Source organism: Escherichia sp. XD33, from assembly GCF_019375075.1.
GTDB classification, from domain to species: Bacteria; Pseudomonadota; Gammaproteobacteria; order Enterobacterales; family Enterobacteriaceae; genus Enterobacter; species Enterobacter flexneri_A.
The window spans coordinates 1-573 of the sequence record NZ_JAENDM010000351.1 but is presented as its reverse complement, the minus strand read 5'-3'; the positions used below and the strand labels follow the sequence as shown (position 1 = coordinate 573).

The following is a 573-nucleotide window of genomic DNA, read 5'->3' as shown; positions in this document are numbered from 1 at the left end:
ACACGGTGGCCTTCGCTCAGGTGGCTGATGTCTGTCAGCCAGCCGTGGCCATCATACTGCCACTGCTCTGCCGGTTCGCCGTTCACCGTGCGGTGAGTGATACGGTCCGATTCATCGTAGTACCAGAGGATGACAAGTCCCTCATCCTCACTCTGTGTGAGTTTTCCGGTCAGGTCATAATGATAACGTTGCGTCCGCCCGTCAAAGCCGCCCTGCTGTACCAGCCGGTCCAGCGCATCGTAACTGAAGACGCTGTGGCTGCCGTTCTCGTTGGTCAGGCTGATGACACGTCCGGCAGCATCGTACTCCATACTGCGCGTCAGCCCGCCCTGCGTGGTGCTGACCGCCTTTCCCCACGCATCGTACTGTGTCTCGCTCCGGTTGCCGTCCGGGGTGATAACGGCAGTCAGGTCGCCTGCGGCGTTGTATTCATACCGCGTTTCACGGCCCTGTGCGTCTTTCACCGAGGTTAACCGGCCACGGTTGTCATAGCGGCGGTAAAGGCTGATGCCTTCCTCGCGGTGGACCGCCGTCATCTGGCCGAAGCGGTCGTATTCATAACGGGTCTGGTAG

1 pseudogene is annotated in these 573 nt (G+C 60.2%); it reads right to left on the bottom strand.

The features are described from left to right. Nucleotides 1-573: pseudogene (locus K0778_RS27190) on the bottom strand (RHS repeat protein); the annotation flags it as partial.